Origin of the sequence: Paraburkholderia solisilvae, assembly GCF_902859875.1 — a bacterium.
Classification (GTDB): domain Bacteria; phylum Pseudomonadota; class Gammaproteobacteria; order Burkholderiales; family Burkholderiaceae; genus Paraburkholderia; species Paraburkholderia solisilvae.
Window position 1 is genome coordinate 90,844 of the sequence record NZ_CADIKF010000003.1, and the last position, 18,583, is coordinate 109,426.

The following is an 18,583-nucleotide window of genomic DNA, read 5'->3' on the forward strand; positions in this document are numbered from 1 at the left end:
CCTGATCCGACGCCCCGACCACCAGGATATTTTCTATGGCTCTTACCTCCCCTCCCGCGACCAGCCGCTTCGCCACCGGCCGCAGCCGCGACATCATCTGCCTCGGCCGTCTCGCGGTCGACCTGTACGCGCAGCAGGTCGGCGCGCGTCTCGAAGACGTATCGAGCTTTGCGAAATATCTCGGCGGTTCGTCGGCGAATATCGCGTTCGGCTGCGCGCGCCTCGGCCTCGCCTCGTCGATGCTCGCGCGCGTCGGCGACGACCATATGGGCCGCTTTCTGACCGAAACGCTCGCGCAGGAAGGCTGCGACGTGAGCCATGTGCGGATCGACCGCGAACGGCTGACCGCGCTGGTGATGCTCGGCATCAAGGACCGCGATACGTTCCCGTTGATCTTCTTCCGCGAGAACTGCGCGGATATGGCGGTCGACGAAGCCGACTTCGACGAGGCGTTTATCGCGTCGGCCAAAGCGTTTCTGATCACCGGCACGCATCTGTCGACCGAACAGGTCAATCGCACGAGCCGCCGCGCGCTCGACTACGCGCGCCGCAACAACGTGCGCACCGTGCTCGATATCGACTACCGGCCGGTGCTGTGGGGCCTTGCGGGCAAGGCCGACGGCGAGACGCGCTTTATCGCGAACGAAGGCGTGAGCGCGCATCTGCAGGGCATCCTGCCGCTGTTCGATCTCGTGATCGGCACCGAAGAGGAGTTCTGCATCGCCGGCGGCCATACCGACCTGCTCGATGCGCTGCGCACGGTGCGCAGCGCGACGCCGGCGACGCTCGTCGTGAAACGCGGGCCGCTCGGCTGCCAGATTATCGAAGGCGCGCTGCCGGCGACGCTCGACGATGTGCCGCTTCAAGGCGGCGTGCAGGTCGACGTGCTGAATGTGCTGGGCGCGGGCGATGCGTTCGCGTCGGGCTTTCTGTCCGGCTGGCTGCGCGACGAGCCGCTCGACGCATGCGCGCGTGCCGCGAATGCGAGCGGCGCGCTCGTGGTGTCGCGCCATGGTTGCGCGCCGGCAATGCCGACGCCCGCCGAGCTCGACTATTTTCTCGCCGAAGCGAAGGCCGACCCGCAGCGGATGCGCCGTCCTGACCGCGACGCGAAGCTCGCGCGGCTGCATCGCGTGACGCCTGCGCGCCGGCGCTGGGACGAAGTGCTCGGTTTCGCGTTCGACCATCGCAACCAGTTCTTCGAGCTTGCCCAGCAGACCGGCGCAAGCGAAGCGCGCATCGCGCAGCTCAAGAATCTGTTTGTCGAAGCGGTCGCGCAAACCGAAGCGTCGCTCGGGCTGCAGGGCCGCGTCGGCGTGCTGATCGACGACCGCTACGGCCAGGATGCGCTGAACGCGGCGACCGGCCGCGGCTGGTGGATCGGCCGCCCGGTCGAGTTGCCCGGCTCGGCGCCGCTCGTGTTCGATCACGGCCGCTCGGTCGGCACGACGCTCACGAGCTGGCCGCGCGAGCACGTAGTGAAGTGCCTCGTCCACTATCACCCGGACGAACCGGTCGAACAACGCCTCGAACAGGAAGCGCAACTGCGCGCGCTTTACGACGCGGTGCAGGCGAGCGGCCACGAATTGCTGCTCGAAGTGATTCCGCCCAAACGCAAGGATCTGCCGGGCGATCCGGACGTCGTCTATCGCGCGTTGAAGCGCCTTTACAACATCGGTCTCTATCCGGAATGGTGGAAGCTCGCGCCGCTCGATGCCGCGCAATGGCAAGCCGTCGATGCGCTGATCGCCGAGCGCGATCCGTATTGCCGCGGCGTCGTGCTGCTCGGGCTGTCGGCGCCGGTCGAGCAGTTGATCGACGGCTTTCGCGCGGCGGCGGCGTCCACCACGTGCCGCGGCTTCACGGTCGGCCGCACGATCTTCCATGATCCGAGCGAGGCGTGGCTGGCGGGCGACATCGGCGACGACGAACTGATTGCGCGCGTGCGGCGCACCTTCGAAACCTTGATCGCGTCGTGGCGCGCGGCCCGCGGCGGCGACGCCGCGCGTGCCGGCGGCCCGCGCACGATCCATCAGGAGCAGGCGGCATGAACCAGCGTGTGATGCATCACGACAGCGGGACGGAGGCCGCGACCGCAAATGCGCCGGCCGCGCAGAACGGCACGCTCCGCCTGACCGCGGCGCAGGCGCTGATCCGCTATCTGGCCGCGCAGCGGGTGGCGACCGAAGATGGCAAGAGCACGGAGCCGCTCTTTGGCGGCGTGTTCGCGATCTTCGGGCACGGCAATGTGGCCGGTATCGGCGAAGCGCTCTACCAGTACCGCGACGAACTGCCGACGCTGCGCGCGCATAACGAGCAGGCAATGGCGCATGGCGCGATCGCGTATGCGAAAGCGAATTTTCGCCGCCGGATGATGGCGGTCACGACGTCGATCGGACCGGGCGCGACCAATCTCGTCACCGCGGCCGCGCTCGCGCACGTGAACCGTCTGCCGGTGCTGCTGCTGCCGGGCGACATCTTCGTATCGCGCGCGCCCGATCCGGTGCTGCAGCAGGTCGAAGACTTCCACGACGGCGGCCTCTCCGCGAACGACGCGTTGAAACCGGTGTCGCGCTACTTCGACCGGATCGTGCATCCGGCGCAGCTGCTGACGGCGCTGCCGCGCGCGCTGCGCGTGCTCACCGACGCCGCGTTGTGCGGCCCCGTGACGCTCGCGCTTCCGCAGGACGTGCAGGCCGCCGCGTACGACTATCCGGCCGATTTCTTCGCGCCGCGCATCGTGCCGTTTCACGCACCGGCGCCGGTCGAGCATGAGCTTGCCGCGGCGCTCGCGCGGCTGCGCGAAGCCAGGCGGCCGATGATCGCCGCCGGCGGCGGCGTGCTGTACGGACGCGCGACCGAAGCGCTGCGCGCGTTCGCCGCCACGCACGGCGTTCCGGTTGCGGAGACGCAAGCCGGTAAAGGGTCGCTCGCGTGGGACGATCCGCTGAATATGGGCGCGCTCGGCGTGACCGGCTCGCCGGGCGCGAACGCGCTCGCGCACGAAGCCGATTGCGTGCTCGCAGTGGGCACGCGCCTGCAGGATTTCACGACGGGTTCCAATACGCTCTTCACGCAAGCGGACGTGATCGGCATCAATGCGAATGCGTTCGATGGCCTGAAACATCGTGGGCTCGTCGTGCAGGCGGATGCGGGGCGCGCGCTCGCCGCGTTGTCCGCGCAACTGAAGGACTGGCGCGCCGATCCCGCATGGACGCAGCGCGCGCACACGCTCGCCGACCGGTGGCGCGCAAGCGTCGAGCAGCTCACGCATGCGCCGCAGCGCGAAAACAGGTTGCCGTACGAAGCGGATGTGATCGGCGCGATCCAGCGTTCGAGTGCGCAGTCGGCGGCCAACGACATCGTCGTCTGCGCGGCCGGCACGCTGCCCGCCGAGCTGCACAAGCTGTGGCGCGCGGGCCGCCCCGGTGCGTATCACGTCGAGTACGGCTATTCGTGCATGGGCTATGAAATCGCCGGCGGACTCGGTGTCAAGCTCGCGCGTCCGGAGCGCGACATCATCGTGATGGTCGGCGACGGCAGCTACCTGATGATGAACAGCGAGATCGCGACTTCGGTGATGCTCGGCGCGAAGCTGATCGTCGTCGTGCTCGACAATCGCGGCTATGGCTGCATCAACCGTCTGCAGCAGGCGTGCGGCGGCGCGCCGTTCAACAATCTGCTGGTCGACTGCGTGCAAGGCCCGATCGGCGCACCGGCGGTCGATTTCGCCGCGCATGCGCGCGCGCTCGGCGCGCATGCGGAACACGCGGCGAACATCGGCGAGCTCGAAGCGGCGCTGCAGCGTGCGCGCGCCGCGGATCGCACGTACGTGATCAGCATCGACACCGACCCCGCCCGCACGACCGACGATGGCGGCTGGTGGTGGGAAGTCGCGGTGCCGGAAGTGTCGTCGCGCGCAGGCGTGCGCGATGCGCGCGCGCAATACGAAACACAGCTCGCCGCGCGCAGTGCAACGGACGGCAATGCGCGCGGCACACCTGGCAAACCCGACAAACCGGGCGATAAGGCCCACGACTGAGCGCGCGGCCCATCCCCCAACGAACAGGGACTTTCGCATGTCAACCTTCGAAGTACGCATCGGCATCAATCCGCTTTCGTGGATGAACGACGATCTGCCGTCGCTCGGCGGCGAAACGCCGCTCGACGTCGCGCTGACCGAAGGCCGTGAAATCGGCTACCAGGGATTCGAGCTCGGCAACAAGTTTCCGCGCGAACCGCAGGCACTGAAAACGCTGCTTGCGCAGTACGATCTCGCGCTCGTCTCCGGCTGGTACTCGGGACGCCTCGCGACCCGCAGCGTCGCCGCGGAGATCGAAGCGGTCGGCCCGCATCTGGAACTGCTCGCGAAGAACGGCGCGAACGTGATGGTGTACGGCGAAGTGGCGGATTCGATTCAGGGCTCGCCTGTGCCGCTGTATCAGCGCCCGCGCTTTTTCAGCGACGCGCAGTGGGACACCTACGCACAGCGCGTCGACGCATTCGCGCAGTACACGTTGAGCCACGGCGTGCGGCTTGCGTATCACCATCATATGGGTGCGTACGTCGAGACGCCCGCCGACGTCGACCGGCTGATGGCGCAAACCGGCGATGCGGTCGGCCTGCTGTTCGACGCCGGTCATATCACGTTCGCGGGCGGCGATCCGCTCGAGGTGCTCGATAAGCATATCGCGCGCGTGTGCCACGTGCATTGCAAGGACGTACGGCCCGCTGTGATGAAACTCGCGCGCAACCGCAACTGGAGCTTTCTCGATGCGGTGCTCAACGGCGCATTCACGGTGCCGGGCGATGGCGCGGTCGATTTCGCGGGCATCATCACGCGTTTGAAACGACATGGTTATCGCGGCTGGCTGGTGGTCGAAGCCGAGCAGGACCCGGCCGTCGCGCCGTCGTATGCGTACGCGGCAAAAGGTTACCGGACGCTGCGCTCGCTCGTCGATGCGCCGCTTCTGTCCGCAGAGGAGGCAGCATGAGTTTGCTGGTAAAGGCCCAGCGCGAAGGCCAGACCATCGCGCGCGTCACACCCGACACGGCGGGCTGGCGCTACGTCGGCTTCGCCGCGTACCGGCTCGACGCGAATGAAGTCGTGCACGTGCTCGAAGCATCGCGTGAAGTGTGCATTGTCGTGCTGGCCGGCGCCGTCGATATCGAAACCGATGCCACGCGCTGGACGAGTCTCGGCTCGCGCGACAGCGTGTTCGAAGACAGTGCGCCGGTTGCGGTGTATCTGCCGCCTGGTGTGCGCGTCACGATTCGCGCGAATCGTCGCGCGGAAGTGGGCGTCGCCAGTGCGCCCGCGACCGGCCAGTATGAAGCGCGGCTGATCGAACCCGCGACCATGAAACGCTCGACGCGCGGCAATGGGGCGAACACGCGCTACGTGTGCGACATCCTTCCGCAAACCGAGCCGGCCGAGTCGCTGCTCGTCGTCGAAGTGCGCACGCCGGGCGGCCATTCGTCGAGCTACCCGCCGCACAAGCACGACACCGATAACGTGCCGCATGAAAGCTCGCTCGAGGAAACGTACTACCATCGGCTCAATCCGCCGCAAGGGTTTGCGTTTCAGCGCGTTTATACCGACGAGCGCGATATCGACGAGTCGATGGCCATCGAGGACCACGACGTCGTGATGGTGCCGCGCGGCTATCATCCGGTGATCGTGCCGTATGGCTACGACTCGTACTATCTGAACGTGATGGCCGGCACGCAGCGGGTATGGCATTTCAAGAACGATCCGAAGCATGAGTGGATCGTTGAACGCGACGCGCGCGGCTGAAGATTCGATCGGGTGTGCGTGTTGGTGTGCGTGTTGGTGCGCGTATTGTTGCGCACCTCCGTGCCGGCGCCGGTGCGCACATTGGCCAGCACGCGTGACGGCCGGTATCCGGTCATCACCTTGCAGCAAACAGGTCTGCTTTGATAGAGGGGCGGTTTCGCGAACGCGAACCGCCCTTTTCCATGCAAGGCGTACCTATGACCTCATCCGCATTGAGTCCTTCCGTCGCTGTCCCCGCCACTGTGGACGTCGACGCCGATCCGTATCGCGCATTCACTGCGGCACAGGCAGGCGAACGCGGCAATGCGGCGCCCGTTTCCAGCCCAAGGTGCAAGCCTCGCCCACATCGGGGAACGCGCCCGTCGCCGTCGCCGTCGCCGTCATCGTTACCTTCGCCACGGTCGCGGTCAACGCCGGCCGGCATGCAGATCGCGAATCGCGGTCCGTCTGTGCCGGCCCATCCGGCGATTTCGCCAATCGCAGTGAACCCGCTACAGCGTCGACCCGGCGACCGATCCGCAACCGCCGCCGAATTGACATCGCTGCTCTCGCGCTACGACACGGACAAGGATGGACTCGCGATCAGCTCGGGCAACGACGCGGTCAATGCCGAACTGAGTGCGCGGCTCGCGGATGTATCGATGGCGGGCTACCCCGATGACGCACGCCGCTTCGAACAGGACAGGCAACGCGATCTGGGTATGCTCGCGCAACTGCCGGCCGATACCGCGGCCGCATACCGCAACGATATCGGCGTCAATGCCGACAACGTCGGATCGACGCCGAATACATGGTTGCGCGGACTCTATGAGCACGACGCAAAGCTGCTGCGCGATCAGCTCGAAAACGAGTATCGCGAAGCCGGGGCGGACCCGCTCAAGCGACTGCAGGCGGTATTCAATGCACCGCACGGCGGCGACATGCTCACCGCCCCGGACGAACAGCAGACCCTCGCGAACCTGCGCGAGCTGCGCAAAGCATTCGGCAACGCGCGCACAACGACGGACCGCGAGAAGGTCTTCTCGCGCGCGAGCCAGATCAGGCAGTCGCTTCAGGAAAGAATCACCGACATCACGCTCGGCAAGATCGCTGAACAGAAGCGGACCGAGGCGGCCAATGAAAAGGACGTGATGCAGGCGTTCGAGGAAGCCGCCACCATGACCGGCCCCGGCGCCACGCCCGGCGCCCGGCTCGCGTATCTCGCAGACCGGATCGGCGCGGACGGCGGCCATGCGCGCGCGTTCACCGAACTTCGCGGCGTCACGCCCGAGCGGCTGCAACAACTCAAGGAAACCGATAACGAGCGGTTCGAACAGCTGAGCGCGCTCAAACCCGAACGGCTTCAACAACTGACGCAATGGGAAAACGATCTCGCCGGGCAGGACCGCGACGCCGCCCGGCGCTTGCCGGAAGTCAGGCTGGACCCGCCGCGATACCTGTCCGATGTCCGTTGGTATGGGCCGGCGCCGGGGCCGGACTATGGCGAGCAACTGCGCGCGCTCTACACGAGCGCGCGCGACAGTATCAATGCCGCGAACAAGCGCATCGACATCGCGCATGAACCGCCTTCGTCGCCGATCCGGCAACGCTACCTCAGCAAGCGCCAGTCTGCCGGATGACCGGATCGGCTCGCACATCGGCTCGCACATCGGCTCGCACATCGGCTCGCACATCGGCTCGAATATCGGCGGCGCATCGGGTCGTCGCACACCGGGTGTCCGGACTCACGGCTTGCCTTGATAACGTGCAGTGCAGATGGCGGACGTGGCGCGTATCCGCGTCCGCCATGACAGGGCATGGCTGAATGCGCGTCAGGCCGCCTGCGCAACCGCGTTGACGAGTCCGCGCAACACGGTTTCGAGTTCGGTTTCCCCTTTGAGCACCTGCGCCGGATCCTGCTCGAAATCGATCCATCCTTCGTTGAAGCCGTCGAGCATCTGCATCCGCGGCAGCGGGTGCTTCATCCCCTGAGCCGTGAACAGATCGTTCCACGTCGCGCGCGGCACGATCTGCGCTTGCACGTCGCGGCCGAGCACCGCGCCGAACGCGGCGGCCATATCGAGCGGCGAGATGCGCCGCGGGCCTTCGAGCTCGACCACGCGTTTGCCGTGCCATTGCTGCTGCAACAACGTCGCGGCGACGCGCCCGATGTCCGCGGTCGCGACCATCGGCACGGGCCGCTCGAGCGGTTGCAGAAAACTCGCGACGATGCCGTCGTCGCGGGCCGACGCGACATCCCATGCGGCGTTTTCCATAAACCACGCGGGCCGCAGGATGGTGAGCGGCATCGGCAGATCGTCGAGCGCCGCTTCCATCAGCGTGCGCTGCGACAGCAGATTCGAACGTTGCGCCTGCGCGCCGACCGTCGACAGCAGCACGACCCTGGCGGGCCGCGCCTGTTCGAGCGCGCGCTTTACCGCGTCGATCACCACGCGTGCCTCGGGAAAGCCCGGCGCCGGATCGAACTCGGACGGCGGCAGAATGAACACGCCTTGCGCGCCGCTAAACGCGGCGGCAAGCGCGGACGCGTCGCTCATATCGGCATGCGCGATCTCGCAGCCGAGGGTCGCCCATGCGCGGCCCTTTTCGACATCGCGCACGATCGCGCGCACGGATTGGCCGCCGGCCAGCAGCGCGCGGGCAAGCACGCCGCCGACCTTGCCGGTAATACCGGTGATTGCATACATGACAGCCTCCATCAGATAACCGTTGAATGTGGCGCTTATCTTACGAGGCACGCCACGCCGGCGAAACCGACGCGGTGTCATTTGATTCGTGACTTCGAATCACCAGTGCTGGCGGAAAGAGAACGTGTCGCTGCGCGGGGCCGCGCGGTGCGGCGTTCTCAAAGGTCCATCGCGCGTTCGAGTTGTTCGCGCAAAGCCGGTGTGCACACGATCACACGATTGCCGTGCTGCAGGCATTCCGGCGTGAGGAAATCGCTGGCCCAGCCGCCCGCTTCTTCGACGAGCAGCACGGCCGCGGCGGCGTCCCACGCATTGATGTGCAGTTCGCAATATGCGTCCTGCCGGCCCATCGCGACGTTCGCGATACCGAGCGCACCCGAACCGCGCCGCTTCACGCCCGCGCCGAGCGCATGCAGGCGCGCATGCACGGCCGCGTAGCCTTCGAACGGCACGCGCGACGACCAGCCCAGCTCGACCACCGCCTCGCGGATATCGGTAATCGGGCTGACCTTGAGCGACGCGCCGTTGAGCGTCGCGCCGCCGCCGCGTTGCGCAGCGAACAGTTCGTCGTGCATCGGGTCGTACAGCACGCCGACTTCAGTGCGTCCATCGCGCACGAACGCGATCGACACGCAAAAGTACGGCACGCCGCGCGCGAAATCCGCGGTGCCGTCGATCGGATCGACGATCCACACGTCGCGGCCGAATGAGCCGCCGCCCTCCTCGCCGAAAAAGTCGTCGTCGGGAAACGACTCGGCGAGGCGCGCCGCGATCAGCCGTTCGACCTCCGCGTCGGTCTCGGTCAGATAGTCCTGCGGCCCTTTGAATTTCAGCGTCAGCGCGTCGCCGCGCTGCTCGAACCGCAGACGGATCAGACGGCCGGCCTCGCGCGCGATCGCACACGCCGCCAGGTAGCGATGGGTCAACTGCACATCCACGTCGGTCATGCTTTCCTCACATCGAACGAGCGCGGCTAGCAGCCGCGCGGGGTGATGAGCCGGCGCTTGCGCGTGAGTCGCGTGGGCGCCGGCGTCGATACTGGTATCGCAACGTCACTTATCCGTGCATACGCCAAGGCCTGCCTCGGCGCACGGATCGCGGCGCTGCCGCTTCGCGCTATCTTCTCGCGCGAGGCTGCGCGAGGCCGCGCGGTTCGCCTGGCGCGACGCGCTTACAGCGATTCGGCGAGCATGCGCCGATAGTCGTCGGCGCATGCTTCGCGCGGATTGGTCTTGTGGCAATGATCGGCGAGCGCGCCGGCAATTACCTTGTCGAACACGCTCGCGTCGACGCCCATTTGCGCGAGGCCGGTCGGCAGACGCAGACGCGCGGTCATATCGTAGACGGCCTGCGCGAGATCCGCATCGTCCGGCAGATGCATCGCGCGGCGCATGCGCGCAAAGCGATGGTTTGCGACCACGCTGGCCGCGCTTTCGTTAAAGCGCAACACCGCCGGCAGCACGACCGCGTTCAGCGTGCCGTGATGCAGCGACGTGCGCCCGCCGACCGGCACGCCGCCCAGCGGATGCGACAGCGAATGCACGCAGCCGAGGCCTTTCTGGAACGCCAGCGCGCCTTGCATCGACGCGCTCATCATCTGCAGGCGCGCGTCGCGGTCGTTGCCGTCCGCGCTCGCGCGTTCGATATGCGCCCACGCGCGCTCCAGCCCGTCGAGCGCGATGCCGTCCGCCGGCGGATTGAAGGCCGGCGAGAGGAACGTCTCGATGCAATGCGCGATCGCGTCCATGCCGGTCGCCGCGGTCAGCGTTGGCGGCAGGCCGAGCGTGAGGCTGGGGTCGCAGAGCGCCGCCTTCGGCAGCAGATGCCAGGAATGGAAGCCGAGCTTGCGGCCATCGGCGAGAATCACGATCGCGCCGCGCGCGACCTCGCTGCCGGTGCCGGCGGTGGTCGGGATCGCGATCAGCGGCGCGCACGCGGCGGTGATTTTGTCGCTGCCGCCTTCGATCGTCGCGTACTGCGTGAGCGGCCCCGGATGCGCGACCGCGATCGCGACGCCCTTCGCGAGGTCGATCGACGAGCCGCCGCCCACTGCGATCAGACCATCGCAGCCGGCATCGCGATAACGTGCGGCCGCGGCGAGCACCATCGCTTCGGTTGGGTTCGACGGGGTGTCGTCGAACATCGGGGCACCGCGTAGCGTCGCCGGATCAGGTAGCGCCGCCGCACCCGGTCGCTGCGCCGCCTCGAGCACGCGCTCGACGAGTCCCGCCGCGACGACGCCCTTGTCGGTCACGATAAGCGGCCGCGTGATGCCGGCGCGCGTGCATTCGGCCGGCACCTGCGCGAGCGCGTCGTAGCCGAGATGAATGTGGGTCAGATAGTAGATGTAGGCCATGCCGGTTGCGCTCCTCGATGTTGCTTCTGATAGTAGGCAGTGCCCCGCCGGACCTGGCGGGGCACTGAAAACATCCTGCAGACATCCGGACAGATGCGCCGCCCGCGCACGCGTTGCACGCGCTCGGGCTGGCTCAGCGCGCAGCGCCCGACAACAGTCTACTGCCCCGGGCGCTCGACGAACTCGAACGGCAGTCCGCGCCGGCGCATCCATTCGCCGAGCGCCTGGCCGGTGCCCGCGCGCCACGGCCGCAGCTTCGCCGGCTCGACGAGCCGGTACTCGAGCAACTCCGGCGACAGTTCGATCGTGCCATGCGCGCGCACGTGGTACGCGATGATCAGCTCGTTTTTGCGGATAAATTCGTAGACGCCGACCAGATCGACCGAATCGGCGATCAACGATGTTTCTTCTTTCACCTCACGCGCAATGCCCTGTTCCGGCGTCTCGCCGTTTTCGAGGAAGCCGGTGATCAGCGCGAACATACCTTCCTGCCATGCGGCGTTGCGCGCGAGCAGTATCCGCCCTTCATATTCGACGATCGCGGCGACCACCGGCAATGGATTGTTCCAGTGCACGTAACCGCAGCCGTCGGCCGGACAGCTCTGACGGATGCGGCCGCCTTCGTGAGCGGGATCGATGCGCTCGGTGAGCGGCGTTGCACAGCGTGGGCAGAAACGGTAGTCGGTCATGGTGAGGCAAGATCGGGGTCGGGTTTGGTGTGGGCTGCGTGAGTATGGCGTTGTGCTGGGGCGTGCTGTCTCGTGCTGTCTCGTGCTGTGCTGCGTCGGGCTGTCTCGTGCTGTCTACCGCGTCGCGCCAGGATGTGATGGTTGCGCTGCGGCGTACTGCGTTGCGCTGCGTCTTGCTGCGGCGTGCTGCGGCGTGCTGCGGCGCGGGTGTCGTACTGCGTCGCACGGCGTTGTGCCGCATCGCGCCAACCTCTCGCGCGAGGTCGCGCGATGCTGCGCGGTTGGCCTCGCGCGGCGCGCCGCGTGCGCGAACGCATATCGAGCGCGCCATGCGTGTCACGCGGCGCACAACTGCCGCACGTCGGCGGCGAAGCGCTCGACCGTTTCCGGCTGCGTGTCCCATGCGCACATCAGCCGGCAGCCGCCCGCGCCGATGAACTCGTAGAACTTCCAGCCGCGCGTGCGCATCGCCTTTGCCACCTGCGCGGGCAACTGCGCGAACACCGCGTTCGATTGCGACGGGAACAGGATGCTCACGCCCGGAATCGCGGCAAGCCGCGTTTCCATCAGACGCGCCATCGCATTCGCGTGACGCGCGTTGCGAAGCCACACGTCGTGATCGAGCAGGCCGAGCCACGGCGCTGAGATAAAGCGCATTTTCGATGCGAGCTGGCCGGCCTGCTTCAACCGATACGCAAAATCTTCCGCGAGCGCGCGGTCGAAGAACACCACCGCCTCGCCGACCGGCAAACCGTTCTTGGTGCCGCCGAAGCACAGCACGTCGACGCCCGCGCGCCACGTGATGTCGGACGGGTGCACGTCGAGCGCGGCGACCGCGTTCGCAAAGCGCGCGCCGTCCATATGCACTTTCAGATGGCGGCGCTTCGCGATGGCCGCGATCGCCCGCACTTCCTCGACGCTGTACACGGTGCCGACTTCCGTCGACTGCGTGAGCGTGACGACCTTCGGCTTCGGATAGTGGATATCCGCGCGGCGCGTGACGACCGCTTCGATGGCATCGGGTGTGAGCTTGCCGTTCGCGCCCGGCGCGGTCAGCAGCTTCGAGCCGTTCGAGAAGAACTCGGGGCCGCCGCATTCGTCGGTTTCGATATGCGCGAGCTCGTGGCAGATCACCGAGTGATACGACTGACACAGCGACGCGAGCGCAAGCGAGTTCGCGGCCGTGCCGTTGAACACGAAGAACACTTCACAGTCGGTCTGGAACAGCTCGCGCAGACGGTCGCACACGCGTTGCGTCCAGGAATCGTCGCCGTAGGCGGGCTCGTGGCCGCTACCGTTGGCGGTGATCAGCGCTTCGAGCGCCTCCGGGCAGATGCCCGCGTAGTTGTCCGACGCGAAATGTTGGTGCATGGCTGCGGGGCGCGCGGCACGATCCGCGCGGCGGCGAGTGGGGAAGCCGACATTTTAGTGCGCGGATGGGGATCTGTTTGAGGCGGGAAGTGATGCGGCGCGACGGGGGATGATGGGTGGCGGGCCGAGACACAGCGCGACAGCGCCCGCTACTTGCGCCTGAGCAGCGCGACCGCGATGAGACCCAGCGCGCCCGCCAGCAACGCGCCCGCTGCGAGCCACAACGCCAGCGTGAACGAGCCCGTGCGCGCGGCAATCGGCGCGGCGACCAGCGGTCCGACAATCTGCCCGAGCCCGTATGCGGCCGTCGCGTACCCCATCAGGCCCGCTGCATGGTCGCCGTGCAGACGGCGCGCCTCACGCATCGCGAACAGCGTGATCGCGGTAAACGGCAGGCCGATCAGCACGCTCCCCAGCGCGAATCCGCCCGCGCTCGGCCAGATGATCCCGGAGGCGATACCCAGCGCCTGCAACACGTAGCAGCCAGCGAGCAGCGACCGGTTGTCCCAGTCCGCGGGCAGCCGCGCGCCGGCAAGCGCGCCCGCCATCAGCGCGACACCGAACATCGGCCAGAACAGATCGGGCCACACCGAGCCCGGCAGCGCGGCCCGCGCGATCACCGGCAGGAAGGTCGCGGTGATGATGTAGCCAAAGCCCGGTACGCCGTAAAGCACGATGAGCCATGCGGCGTCGGCCCGGTGCGCGCGGCGCTCGATCGTCGCGGCGACGCTCGCCTGCTGCGCGCTCGCGCGCGTCCCGGCACCATGCGCCGCGTCGGCCCGCAGACGCGGCGGCATAGCGTCACGGCGAAATGGCTCGGTAGCGGACGAGGCGGCGCGCTTCAGAGCTGGGCCGCCGCGCGTCACGGCCGCGGCCGCGGCCGCCGCCTGTCGGCGCGACACGTCGGAAGCGCGGGCGGACTGATGGGAAACAAAGACGCGCCACACGATCGCAGTCAACCCCGCCGACACGACACCGAAGCCGACCCAGCCCGCCGTCGCACCGTATCCGCCCGCGGCGCTCACGAACAACCCGGTTGCGACGATGCCGAGCCCCGGACCCGTATAAATCAGGCCGCCCCACGCGCTTTCGCCGAGTTCAGCCAGGCGGCGCAGCCCCCATTGCGACGCGAACACGAAGGTCCATGCGCTCGCGATGCCCGCCACGAAGCGCACGACGGCCCACAGCCACACGCCATCGAGCACCCCCATTGCGAGCACCAGCAGCACGGTGGCGGCCAGTCCGCAGCGCACGACGCGCGCCGCATCGACACGCACGGCGGCGCAACTCAACGCACCGACGAAATACCCCGCGTAATTCGCAGACGCAAGCCAACCGCCCTGCCGGATATCGAGCGCGCCGCTTTTCAGCATCAGCGGCAACAGCGGCGTGAATGCGAAGCGCCCGACGCCAAGCGCAACCGCGAGCGCAATCATGCACGCCAGCGCCACGCGACGAGCCGCGGCGGTGGGTTCGACGCGCGAGTCGATCGTCGCGGCGCAACTCAGATCGTTCATGGGACGGGGCGGGGCCGGGGCGGCCGCATCAAGGGAAACGGGTAGTCAATACTAAGCCGGCTTTCTTATTTCAAAAAATGAATTATATTGAACGGAATCATCACCCGGAGAGAACGCCGGGATGAATCTGGAGAAATCATGGATCTCGCCGCATTGACGATCTTTCGCGCCGTGGTGCGCGAAAACGGCGTGACGCGCGCCGCCGCGAAGCTGCACCGCGTGCAGTCGAACGTGACCACGCGCATCAAGCAGCTGGAAGAGCAGCTTGGCACCGACCTTTTTATCCGCGACGGGCGCCGGCTCGTGCTGACGCCCGCCGGCGAAACGCTGCTGCCGTATGCGGAGCGCCTGCTCGCGCTCGCCGACGAAGCACGCCACGCGGTCCGCGAAAACCGTCCTAGCGGGCGGTTGCGCCTCGGCACGATGGAAAGCGTCGCCGCCACGCGAATGCCGGCCCTGCTCGCGCGATATCACCAGACGTGGCCCGATGTGTCGCTCGAGCTGGAAACCGGCACCACCGGAAAACTGATCGAACGGGTGCGCGAATTCGAGGTGGATGCGGCGCTGGTCGCGACGCCGCTCGACATCGCGGCCTCCCTCGGCGAGCAGTTCGACACCGTGCCGGTGTTTCGCGAGGAACTCGTGATGCTGACCCCGCGCAATCATCCGCCGATCCGGCAGGCGCGCGACATCGCGCTATCGACGCTGATCGCGTTCGAACGCGGCTGCGCATATCGCACGTATGTCGAAAAGTGGTACCACGAGCACGGGATGCAGCCGTCGCGTGTGCTCGAATTGGGCTCGTATCACGCCATCGTCGCGTGCGTCGCGGCGGGGGCGGGCGTCGCGGTCGCGCCGCGTTCGGTGCTGGAATTGCGGCCGGAAGCGGACAACATCACGGTGCATTCGCTCGGCGAACTCGGTTCGATCGAAACCTTGCTGGTGTGGCGGCGCGGACACTTTTCGTCGGCGCTCAATGCGCTGCGGGAAATGCTGCTCGAGCAGAGCAACCTGGCGCCAGTGGGTGCCGCGGCGCAAGCAGATTTGGCGGCGCGCAGCGAAGACGGAGCGTTGGAGCCGGCGTAGTTTCAATTGCGGGCCGGGCGGTGCCTGTTTATCACATCCCCGCCCGCTCGCCCGCTTCACAACTGCGCTTCGACCCAACCCTTCACGCCCGCGAGCGCCGCCGGCAAGTTGGCCGGTTCGGTGCCGCCTGCCTGAGCCATGTCCGGGCGGCCGCCGCCCGTGCCGCCGACCTGTTGCGCGACGAAGTTGACGAGTTCGCCCGCCTTCACTTTCTTGCTCGCCTCCGACGTCACGCCCGCGATCAGACTGACCTTGCCGCCGTCGACCGACGCAAGCACGATTGCCGCGCTCTTCAGCTTGTCCTTCAGCTTGTCGACTGTTTCGCGCAGCGTCTTCACGTCCGCGCCGTCGAGCGTGGCCGCGAGCACATGCACGCCGGACACTTCGATCGCCTGGCCAACCAGTTCATCGCCCTGGCTCGACGCGAGCTTCGACTTCAGCGCGCCCAGTTCCTTCTCGAGCGACTTCACCTGGTCCTGCACCTGCGCGATACGCTGCGTGAGCTCCGACGGCTGCGCCTTCAATGCCGCCGCAGCCGCATTGATGCGCGCGTCGAGTTCCTGCACATAGCGCACCGCGTTGTCGCCGGTAATCGCCTCGACCCGGCGAATGCCCGCGGCGACGCCGCCTTCCATCACGATCTTGAAGAAGCCGATATCGCCAGTGCGCTGCACGTGCGTGCCGCCGCACAGCTCGCGCGAAAAACCGAGATCGAGCACGCGCACTTCGTCGCCGTATTTCTCGCCGAACAGTGCCATCGCGCCACCCTTCACCGCTTCGTCGAACGGCATCACGCGCACGATGCCCGGCGCGTTGGCGAGCACTTCCGCATTGACGATCGCTTCGACGCGCCGAATCTCGTCGTCCGTCATCGGTGCGTTGTGCGCGAAGTCGAAGCGCGTCTTGTCCGCGTCGACAAGCGAGCCCTTCTGTTGCACGTGGGTGCCGAGCACTTCGCGCAGCGCCTTGTGCATCAGGTGCGTGGCCGAGTGATTGCGCGCCGTGCGCGCGCGGCGGAACGCATCGATCTGCGCCTTCACGACGTCGCCGATCTTCAGCGTGCCCTGCTCGAGCTCGCCGTGATGGCCGATCACGTCCGCCTGAACCTTCTGCGTGTCGGCGACCGCGAAGCGCACGCTTGCGTTCGCGAGCACGCCCTGGTCGCCGATCTGGCCGCCCGACTCCGCGTAGAACGGCGTGTGATCGAGCACGACCACCGCCTGCTGGCCCTTCACGACCTGATTGACCGACGCGCCGTCCACATACAGCGCGGTGACCTTCGCATCGTCGAAGACGATTTCCTCGTAACCGTGGAAGGTGGTCTTCGCGCCCGAATACTCGAGGCCCTGTGCCGCCCTGAACTTGCCGGCCGCACGCGCCTGCTCGCGCTGGCGCGCCATCGCTTCGTCGAACGCCGGTTCGTCGACCGTGACGCCACGCTCGCGGCACACGTCCGCGGTCAGATCGAGCGGGAAGCCATAGGTGTCGTGCAGCTTGAACGCGAGTTCGCCGTCGAGCGTCTTGCCGCCCTTCGAATCGAGATCGGCCAGCGCGCCTTCAAGAATGGACATGCCGTGTTCGATGGTCTCGAAGAAGCGCTCTTCTTCCTGGCGCAGCACGTCGGTAACGCGCGCTTCGGCTTCCTTCAGTTCCGGATAGGCGCCGCCCATCTGCGCGACGAGGTCCGCCACCAGCTTGTGGAAGAACGCGTGCTTGCGGCCGAGCTTGTAGCCATGGCGGATCGCGCGGCGCACGATCCGGCGCAACACATAGCCGCGGCCTTCATTGCCGGGAATGACGCCGTCGACAATCAGAAACGAGCACGCGCGGATATGGTCGGCGATCACCTTCAGCGAGTTGTTCGCGAGGTCGGCCACGCCTGTCTCACGCGACGCGCCCGCGATCAGCGCCTGGAACAGGTCGATTTCGTAGTTGCTGTGCACGTGCTGCAGCACCGCGGCGATCCGCTCGAGGCCCATGCCGGTGTCCACGCACGGCTTGGGCAGCGGCGTGAGCGTGCCCTGCGCATCGCGGTTGAACTGCATGAACACGAGGTTCCAGATTTCGATATAGCGGTCGCCGTCTTCTTCTGGCGACCCCGGCGGGCCACCCCACACGTCCTGGCCGTGGTCGTAGAAGATTTCCGAGCACGGGCCGCACGGGCCGGTGTCGGCCATCTGCCAGAAGTTGTCCGATGCGTAGCGCGCGCCCTTGTTGTCGCCGATGCGAATGATGCGCCCGGTCGGCACGCCGACTTCGTTCGCCCAGATGCCGTACGCCTCGTCGTCTTCCTGGTAGACGGTGACCCACAGCTTGTCCTTCGGCAACTGGTAGACGGTGGTGAGCAGCTCCCACGCGTAGTGGATCGCGTCGCGCTTGAAATAGTCGCCGAACGAGAAGTTGCCGAGCATCTCGAAGAACGTATGGTGGCGCGCGGTGTAGCCGACGTTTTCGAGGTCGTTGTGCTTGCCGCCCGCGCGCACGCTGCGCTGCGCGGTGGTGGCCCGCGAGTACGGCCGCTTCTCGGCGCCGAGGAACACGTCCTTGAACTGCACCATGCCCGAGTTCGTGAAGAGCAGCGTCGGGTCGTTGCCCGGCACGAGGCTCGACGAACGGACGATTGTATGGCCCTTCGATTCGAAGAACTTGAGGAATTTCTCGCGGATTTCGGCGGCTTTCATAACGTGCTGGGGACGGTTCCGGGCATGATTCCGACACGTTGTGCGCGCGTTGTGCAACCGCATGCCGGTGTCGTGAATCGGGGGTTTCCTGAACCGCCGATTATACGGGATCGGCGCCTGCGCGCGGCGGCGCGGCGCCGCCTGCACACAGTGCTGGCCGATCGGCCAGGGCTCGCGACCGCGAACCCGCCGGAAAAGGCCTGCGGCAACGCGCCCCGGCGCCGCTTGTCGGGCGGAAGCGGGGGCCGAAGCGGGAGGGGGCCGAAGCGCGGATGCAGGCGGCGCGCGACGCGATGCCGGTCGTCATGCCTATGCCGTTTGGCCGAATAGGCTGGCCAGTCCCGATCGCTTAAGATGCGCAAGGTCACTTCAATCCGTTGCGATCGCTGTCGCGCTCGC

At 67.0% G+C, this 18,583-nt stretch carries 13 protein-coding genes; 6 read left to right on the plus strand and 7 right to left on the minus strand.

Annotated elements, in window-relative coordinates; translation table 11 throughout:
• Positions 1–35: 35 nt before the first annotated feature.
• The 5 genes from HV675_RS03080 to HV675_RS03100 all read left to right on the plus strand — a co-directional run bounded on the left by HV675_RS03080 (position 36) and on the right by HV675_RS03100 (position 7,416).
• Positions 36–2,051: a bifunctional 5-dehydro-2-deoxygluconokinase/5-dehydro-2-deoxyphosphogluconate aldolase gene (locus tag HV675_RS03080; RefSeq protein ID WP_175109290.1), complete on the plus strand. Its 2,016-nt coding sequence runs from the start codon at positions 36–38 to the stop codon at positions 2,049–2,051.
• Positions 2,048–4,042: a 3D-(3,5/4)-trihydroxycyclohexane-1,2-dione acylhydrolase (decyclizing) gene (iolD, locus tag HV675_RS03085; RefSeq protein WP_175109291.1), complete on the plus strand. Its 1,995-nt coding sequence runs from the start codon at positions 2,048–2,050 to the stop codon at positions 4,040–4,042. Before HV675_RS03080 ends, iolD begins: the two co-directional genes overlap by 4 nt.
• A 37-nt stretch (positions 4,043–4,079) precedes the next feature.
• Entirely contained in the window at positions 4,080–4,994 is a 915-nt protein-coding gene (iolE, locus tag HV675_RS03090; protein ID WP_175109292.1) for a myo-inosose-2 dehydratase, read from the plus strand.
• A complete protein-coding gene (gene iolB / locus HV675_RS03095) occupies positions 4,991–5,797 on the plus strand; it encodes a 5-deoxy-glucuronate isomerase (protein WP_175109293.1) in 807 nt (268 codons plus the stop codon). The genes iolE and iolB overlap by 4 nt, the downstream gene beginning before the upstream one ends.
• 533 nt (positions 5,798–6,330) lie before the next feature.
• A complete protein-coding gene (locus HV675_RS03100; protein WP_175109294.1) occupies positions 6,331–7,416 on the plus strand; it encodes a hypothetical protein in 1,086 nt (361 codons plus the stop codon).
• 192 nt (positions 7,417–7,608) lie between these two features.
• On the opposite strand, the gene HV675_RS03105 is transcribed toward HV675_RS03100, so the two are convergent.
• The 6 genes from HV675_RS03105 to HV675_RS03130 all read right to left on the minus strand — a co-directional run bounded on the left by HV675_RS03105 (position 7,609) and on the right by HV675_RS03130 (position 14,417).
• Positions 7,609–8,484 carry an NmrA family NAD(P)-binding protein gene (locus HV675_RS03105; protein WP_175109295.1) on the minus strand — a complete coding sequence of 292 codons (876 nt, stop codon included), beginning with the start codon at positions 8,482–8,484 and terminating at the stop codon, positions 7,609–7,611.
• Positions 8,485–8,642: 158 nt separating this feature from the next.
• Positions 8,643–9,431 (minus strand): inositol monophosphatase family protein, encoded by a 789-nt coding sequence (locus HV675_RS03110; RefSeq protein WP_175109296.1) that lies wholly within the window; start codon positions 9,429–9,431, stop codon positions 8,643–8,645.
• 224 nt (positions 9,432–9,655) lie between these two features.
• Positions 9,656–10,840 carry an iron-containing alcohol dehydrogenase gene (locus HV675_RS03115; RefSeq protein ID WP_175109297.1) on the minus strand — a complete coding sequence of 395 codons (1,185 nt, stop codon included), beginning with the start codon at positions 10,838–10,840 and terminating at the stop codon, positions 9,656–9,658.
• Positions 10,841–10,998: 158 nt separating this feature from the next.
• Entirely contained in the window at positions 10,999–11,529 is a 531-nt protein-coding gene (locus HV675_RS03120; protein WP_175109298.1) for an NUDIX domain-containing protein, read from the minus strand.
• Positions 11,530–11,865: 336 nt separating this feature from the next.
• Positions 11,866–12,900: a threonine aldolase family protein gene (locus HV675_RS03125; RefSeq protein ID WP_175109299.1), complete on the minus strand. Its 1,035-nt coding sequence runs from the start codon at positions 12,898–12,900 to the stop codon at positions 11,866–11,868.
• 149 nt (positions 12,901–13,049) lie between these two features.
• Complete coding sequence (locus HV675_RS03130) at positions 13,050–14,417, minus strand: YbfB/YjiJ family MFS transporter (RefSeq protein ID WP_175109300.1); 1,368 nt, start codon at positions 14,415–14,417, stop codon at positions 13,050–13,052.
• Positions 14,418–14,555: 138 nt separating this feature from the next.
• On the opposite strand from HV675_RS03130, the gene HV675_RS03135 reads away from it, so the two are divergent.
• Positions 14,556–15,503, plus strand: a complete 948-nt coding sequence (locus tag HV675_RS03135; protein ID WP_175109301.1) for a LysR family transcriptional regulator — start codon at positions 14,556–14,558, stop codon at positions 15,501–15,503.
• A gap of 56 nt (positions 15,504–15,559) precedes the next feature.
• Here the strand turns inward: HV675_RS03135 and alaS are convergent, their stop codons facing one another.
• On the minus strand, positions 15,560–18,184 hold the full coding sequence (gene alaS, locus HV675_RS03140; RefSeq protein ID WP_175109302.1) for an alanine--tRNA ligase: 2,625 nt from the start codon (positions 18,182–18,184) through the stop codon (positions 15,560–15,562).
• Between the last annotated feature and the right edge of the window lie 399 nt (positions 18,185–18,583).

Excerpts from the sequence above, each read along its gene's own strand:
- HV675_RS03080 (WP_175109290.1), top strand. The coding sequence starts at position 36 with ATGGCTCTTACCTCCCCTCCCGCGACCAGCCGCTTCGCCACCGGCCGC.
- iolD (WP_175109291.1), top strand. The coding sequence starts at position 2,048 with ATGAACCAGCGTGTGATGCATCACGACAGCGGGACGGAGGCCGCGACC.
- iolE (WP_175109292.1), top strand. The coding sequence starts at position 4,080 with ATGTCAACCTTCGAAGTACGCATCGGCATCAATCCGCTTTCGTGGATG.
- iolB (WP_175109293.1), top strand. The coding sequence starts at position 4,991 with ATGAGTTTGCTGGTAAAGGCCCAGCGCGAAGGCCAGACCATCGCGCGC.
- HV675_RS03105 (WP_175109295.1), bottom strand. The coding sequence starts at position 8,484 with ATGTATGCAATCACCGGTATTACCGGCAAGGTCGGCGGCGTGCTTGCC.
- HV675_RS03110 (WP_175109296.1), bottom strand. The coding sequence starts at position 9,431 with ATGACCGACGTGGATGTGCAGTTGACCCATCGCTACCTGGCGGCGTGT.
- HV675_RS03115 (WP_175109297.1), bottom strand. The coding sequence starts at position 10,840 with ATGGCCTACATCTACTATCTGACCCACATTCATCTCGGCTACGACGCG.
- HV675_RS03120 (WP_175109298.1), bottom strand. The coding sequence starts at position 11,529 with ATGACCGACTACCGTTTCTGCCCACGCTGTGCAACGCCGCTCACCGAG.
- HV675_RS03125 (WP_175109299.1), bottom strand. The coding sequence starts at position 12,900 with ATGCACCAACATTTCGCGTCGGACAACTACGCGGGCATCTGCCCGGAG.
- HV675_RS03130 (WP_175109300.1), bottom strand. The coding sequence starts at position 14,417 with ATGAACGATCTGAGTTGCGCCGCGACGATCGACTCGCGCGTCGAACCC.
- HV675_RS03135 (WP_175109301.1), top strand. The coding sequence starts at position 14,556 with ATGGATCTCGCCGCATTGACGATCTTTCGCGCCGTGGTGCGCGAAAAC.
- alaS (WP_175109302.1), bottom strand. The coding sequence starts at position 18,184 with ATGAAAGCCGCCGAAATCCGCGAGAAATTCCTCAAGTTCTTCGAATCG.